General features: G+C 69.5%; 5 protein-coding genes. 1 reads left to right on the top strand and 4 read right to left on the bottom strand.

Annotation, left to right across the window (positions count from 1 at the left end):
• From AC5RUJ_RS10440 to argC, 4 genes are all read right to left on the bottom strand, one after another.
• The coding region (locus AC5RUJ_RS10440) for an acetylornithine transaminase (protein WP_494155836.1) at positions 1-989 on the bottom strand (989 nt) is incomplete at its 3' end.
• Positions 986-1894, bottom strand: coding sequence for an acetylglutamate kinase (gene argB / locus AC5RUJ_RS10435; protein WP_494102223.1), 909 nt, complete (start codon positions 1892-1894; stop codon positions 986-988). The genes AC5RUJ_RS10440 and argB, both read right to left, overlap by 4 nt.
• Positions 1895-1902: 8 nt before the next feature.
• Positions 1903-3054, bottom strand: coding sequence for a bifunctional glutamate N-acetyltransferase/amino-acid acetyltransferase ArgJ (gene argJ / locus AC5RUJ_RS10430; protein WP_494102222.1), 1152 nt, complete (start codon positions 3052-3054; stop codon positions 1903-1905).
• On the bottom strand, positions 3051-4082 hold the full coding sequence (argC, locus tag AC5RUJ_RS10425) for an N-acetyl-gamma-glutamyl-phosphate reductase (RefSeq protein ID WP_494002372.1): 1032 nt from the start codon (positions 4080-4082) through the stop codon (positions 3051-3053). The genes argJ and argC overlap by 4 nt, the downstream gene beginning before the upstream one ends.
• A 191-nt stretch (positions 4083-4273) precedes the next feature.
• Here argC and AC5RUJ_RS10420 point away from each other — a divergent pair, with 191 nt between their 5' ends.
• Positions 4274-5239 carry a quinone oxidoreductase family protein gene (locus AC5RUJ_RS10420; RefSeq protein WP_494023837.1) on the top strand — a complete coding sequence of 322 codons (966 nt, stop codon included), beginning with the start codon at positions 4274-4276 and terminating at the stop codon, positions 5237-5239.
• Positions 5240-5282 lie beyond the last annotated feature (43 nt).

Genomic DNA, 5282 nt, shown 5'->3' with positions numbered 1-5282 from the left:
AGCCCGCGCGACTCGATGGCCTGCAGCGTCGCCAGGCCTGCCGCCGTCGCCACCGGGTTGCCGCCGAACGTCGTTCCGTGCTGGCCCGCCGTCAGGAGTTCGGAAGTAGTTGCCCCGAAGGTGATCAACGCGCCGACGGGCAGCCCGCTGCCCAGGCCCTTGGCCAGGGTGATGGCATCCGGGACGATCTGCTCGCCGCCGGCCACGCCGCCCTGGAACGCGAACCAGTTGCCGGTGCGGCCGACGCCGGTCTGCACCTCGTCCAAAATCAGCAGCGCGCCCGCGGCCTCGGTAGCTTCGCGGGCCGCCTTCAGGTAGCGCGCGGGCAGCGGCCGGACGCCCACCTCCCCCTGGATTGGTTCCAGCACGACGGCGGCCACGGACTCGTCGACGGCGGCGCGGAGGGCCTCCTCGTCGCCGAAGGGAAGGTGGACCACGCCGCCGGGCAGCGGTTCGAACGGTTCGCGGTAGGACTCCTTGGCCGTCAGCGCCAAAGCCCCCATGGTCCGGCCGTGGAAAGCGCCCTCCAGGGCCAGGATCTTGGTCCGGGTGGGGCTCGAGTTTCGCCGGGCCAGCTTGAACGCCGCTTCGTTGGCTTCGGTGCCGGAGTTGGCGAAGAACACCTTGGAACCTGCCGGAGCGGCGGCGAGCTGCAGCAACCGCTCCGCCAGCGCAATTTGTGCCGGGCTGGTGAAGAAGTTGGAGACGTGGCCGAGGGTGGACAACTGGGCGGCCACGACCCCGGTCAGGAACTCGTCCGCGTGGCCGAGCGCGTTCACCGCGATCCCGCCGAGCAGGTCCAGGTATTCCCTGCCGTCCGCGTCCCACACGATGCAGCCCTTGCCGCGCACCAGGACGCGCTGCGGGGTGCCGAAGACCCCCATCAGCGAACCGCGGTACTTCTCCAGCAGCTGCCGGTTGTCCAGGCCTTCCAGTTCTTCCAGCCCGGCGAGGCCGGCGGCCGGGGAAACGGTATGCGGGGTGTTCATGCTGCGTCTCCGTCCGGGACGACCTGGGTGCCGATGCCGGCCGCGGTAAAGATTTCCAGCAGGATCGAGTGCGCCATCCTGCCATCGACGACGGCGGCGCGCTCCACTCCCCCGTCGACCGCCTTGAGGCAGGCTTCCATCTTGGGAATCATGCCGGACTGCAGCCGCGGCAGCAGCTCGCGCAGCTCCCCCGCCGTCAGCGACGAGATCAAGGAGGACTTGTCCGGCCAGTTGGCGTAGAGCCCCTCGACGTCGGTGAGGATGACCAGCCGCGAGGCGTGCAAGGCGTCCGCCACCGCAGCGGCCGCGGTATCGGCGTTGACGTTGAGCACCTGGTTGGTGCCTTCGCCGTCGCCGCCGATTTCCGGTGCCACGGTGGAGATCACCGGGATGCGGCCGGCGTCGAGCAAATCCAGGATGGCGGACGGGTTGACGCCGACGACTTCGCCGACCAGGCCCAGGTCGATGTCTTCGCCGTCCACCACGGTGCCCGTGCGCACCGCCTGCAGCAGCCCGCCGTCTTCACCGGAGAGGCCCACGGCGTACGGCCCGTGCGAATTGATCAGGCCCACCAGTTCCCGGCCGACTTGTCCGGTGAGCACCATGCGCACCACGTCCATGGCCTCGGGGGTGGTGACCCGCAGTCCGCCCTTGAACTCGGACTCGATGCCCAGCCGCGAGAGCATGGCGTTGATCTGCGGTCCGCCGCCGTGGACGACCACCGGCTTGATGCCGGCGTGGTGGAGGAAAACGATGTCTTCGGCGAACGCCTGCCGCAGTTCATCGTTGACCATGGCGTTGCCGCCGTACTTGATCACCATGGTGGTGCCGGCGAACCGCTGGATCCAGGGCAGGGCCTCGATCAGCGTGGCGGCCTTGTCCTGGGCCATTAGCATCGTGTTCATCTCGGTCCTCAGCTGGAGTAGGCGGAGTTCTCATGCACGTATTCGTGCGTGAGGTCATTGGTCCAGATGGTTGCGGTCTCCCTGCCGGCATTAAGGTCGATCACCACGGCCACGTCGCGGCCGTTCAGGTCCACCAGGTCGCGCGGTTCGCCCACGCCGCCGTTTCGGCAGACCTGCACGCCGTTCATGCTGACGTTGAGCTGGTCCGGCTCGAAGGCGGCGTCGGTCGTGCCCACCGCGGACAGCACGCGTCCCCAGTTCGGATCCTTGCCGAAGATGGCGGTCTTGAACAGATTGGAGCGGGCCACGGCGCGGCTGACGGTTTCCGCATCCCGCTCGGAGGCGGCGTTGATCGTGGTGACCGCGATGTCGTGGCTGGCGCCCTCGGCATCGGTAATCAGTTGCCGCGCCAGATCCGCGCAGACGCCGGTCAGCGCCGCGGTGAAGTCCTCCAGCGCGGGAATGGCCCCGGAAGCGCCCGAAGCCAGCAGCACCACCGTGTCGTTGGTGGACATGCAGCCGTCGGAATCCGTCCGGTCAAAGGTAAGCCGCGTGGCCTCGCGCAACGCCAACTGCAGCGCCGGCGGTGCGAGTTCGGCGTCCGTGGTGATGACCACCAGCATGGTGGCCAGGCCCGGGGCAAGCATGCCGGCGCCCTTGGCCATGCCGCCGATGCTGTACCCGCCGCCGGTGAACAGGGCCTGCTTGGAAACGGAATCGGTGGTCATGATGGCTTCGGCCGCGTCGGCACCGCCGTCGCCGGACAACGCCGCTGCAGCAGCTTCGACACCCGGCAGCAGCTTGTCCATCGGCAGCTGCTCGCCGATCAGCCCGGTGGAGCACACCACCACGTCGCCCGAGGAGATACCGAGCAGGGCTGCGGTTTTCTCGGCGGTGGCGTGGGTGTTCTGGAAGCCCTCGGCCCCGGTGCAGGCGTTGGCACCGCCGGAATTCAGCACCACCGCGTCCACGCGGCCGTCGCCGACCACCTGCCGCGACCAGTGCACGGGAGCGGCCGCCACGCGGTTCGAGGTAAAGACTGCCGCCGCCGCCCGCTGTGGTCCGTCGTTGACCACCAGCGCGACATCGGGCTTGCCGGAGGCTTTCAGGCCGGCGGTGGCACCGGCGGCACGAAATCCCTGTGGTGCGGTAACGCTCACGGTGCTATCCCCTGCTGGGTCAGGCCGGCGGTCTCGTCGAGGCCGAGGGCGATGTTCATGGACTGGATGGCGCCGCCGCCGGTTCCCTTGGTGAGGTTGTCGATGGCGCAGGTGACGACGGCGCGGCCCGCGTGCTCGTCGAAGGCCAACTGCAGGACGGCATGGTTGCTGCCCTGCACCGACTTGGTATTCGGCCACTGGCCCTCGGGCAGCAGGTGCACGAACGGTTCATCAGCGTAGGCGGCCTCCCAGGCGCTGCGCAGCGACGCGGCATCCGTACCGGGTTTGATGCGCGCCGTGGCGGTGGTCAGGATGCCGCGGCTCATCGGCGCGAGCGTGGGAGTAAACGAGATCGTGACCGCCTCGCCGGCGGCGGCCGAGAGCCCCTGCTCGATTTCCGGAGTGTGCCGGTGTCCGCCGCCAACCCCGTAGGGGCTCATGCCGCCCATGACTTCCGAACCGATCAGGTGTACCTTCGCGGACTTGCCGGCCCCCGAGGTGCCGGACGCGGCGACAATCACCACGTCACCGGGCTCCAGCAGCCCGGCCGCGAAGCCCGGGGCCAGAGCCAGCAGCGAACTGGTGGGATAGCAGCCCGGGACGGCGATCCGGCGGGCGCCGCGCAGCTTTTCCCGGTGGCCGGGAAGCTCCGGAAGGCCGTAGGGCCAGCTGCCGGCATGGGCGGTGCCGTAGAACTTCTCCCAGGACACAGGGTCCACCAGCCGGTGGTCCGCGCCCGCATCCACTACCAGGGTGTCTGCCGGCAGCGCGGCGGCGATCTCAGCGCTGGCGCCATGCGGCAGCGCCAGGAACACCACGTCGTGCCCGGCCAGGTTCTCGACGGTCGTGTCGACCAGGACTTTGTCCGCCAGCGCATGCAGGTGCGGCTGCAGTTCCCCCAACCGCGAACCGGCACTGCTGTGGGCGGTGACGGCTCCGACCGAGACCTCGGGGTGGTTCGCCAGCAGGCGGAGGACCTCGCCGCCCGCGTAACCGCTGGCGCCGGAGACTGCAACCTTAATTGTCATGGCATCCAGCATACAGCAAGACTATGCACCGGAGAGGATAATTATGCATCGTCCTGCGTGCCCTGCCGGCGGATACGGCGGGCCGGGGGCGCGGACGTTAGCGCCTACGATGGGTTCTGAGCCGGCCGGCCCTCAGCGGCCAGATGCCACCGCCGGCACCGACTGTCCCGAGTACCTTAAGGAGACCCTCCATGGCCAAGGCGATCGTGGCCGCCGCACCCGGCGGTCCGGAAGTACTGCAACTGCGCGAGGTCGACACCCCCCGGCCCGGCCCGGGCCAGCTGCTGGTCAAAGTTGCCGCGGCGGGTGTGAACTTCGTCGAGACCTATGAGCGCAGCGGCGTCTACAACGTCCCGTTTCCGTACACGCCCGGCTCCGAAGCCGCCGGCACGGTCGAGGCCGTCGGCCCGGGGGTCGACGGCTTCGCCCCCGGTGACCGCGTCGCCTTCGCCGAGGGCGACCGCACCTACGCGGAGTTCACCGTGGTCTCCGCCGACGCGGCGCTCCCGGTGCCGGAAGGCGTGGACGACGACGTGGCGGCCGCCATCCCGCTGCAGGGCATGACGGCGCATTACCTCATTAACTCCAGCTTCAGGGTCCAGCCGGGCCAGACCGTACTCACCCATGCGGGTGCCGGCGGAGTAGGCCTGATCCTGACGCAGCTGCTCAAAGCCAAGGGCGCCCGCGTGATCACCACGGTGTCTACCGACGAAAAGGAAGAACTGGCCCGCAGCGCCGGGGCGGATGAGGTCCTCCGCTACGACGGCTTTGCCGGACAGGTGCGCGAACTGACCGCCGGCACCGGGGTGGACGTGGTGTACGACGGCGTCGGCAGGGACACCTTCGACGGTTCGCTGGCCAGCCTGCGCACCCGCGGCATGCTCGTGCTCTTCGGCGGCGCGTCGGGCCAGGTGCCGCCGTTCGACCTGCAGCGGCTCAACCGGGGCGGCTCCTTGTTCGTCACCCGCCCCAACCTCGCCGACCATCTGCTCACGCCGCAGGAGCGGCGCTGGCGCTCCAGCGAATTGTTCGACGCCGTCCTGTCGGGCCGCCTGGACATCCGGATCGGCCGGACATATCCGCTGGCCGAGGCGGCGCAGGCACACGAGGACCTGCAAGCCCGCCGCACCACGGGCAAGCTGCTGCTGGTTCCGTAAGGGCGGCCCCCGGTTGCCGTCGACGCCCGCCCTCGCTGCCGGC

The organism is Arthrobacter sp. Y3223164 (assembly GCF_059091005.1).
The sequence above is the reverse complement of the archived record's forward strand: the minus strand, read 5'-3'. Positions and strand labels throughout refer to the sequence as shown.

Bases quoted from the DNA above. Each gene is read 5' to 3' on its own strand.
- AC5RUJ_RS10420 (WP_494023837.1), top strand. From the start codon at position 4,274: ATGGCCAAGGCGATCGTGGCCGCCGCACCCGGCGGTCCGGAAGTACTG.
- argC (WP_494002372.1), bottom strand. From the start codon at position 4,082: ATGACAATTAAGGTTGCAGTCTCCGGCGCCAGCGGTTACGCGGGCGGC.
- argB (WP_494102223.1), bottom strand. From the start codon at position 1,894: ATGAACACGATGCTAATGGCCCAGGACAAGGCCGCCACGCTGATCGAG.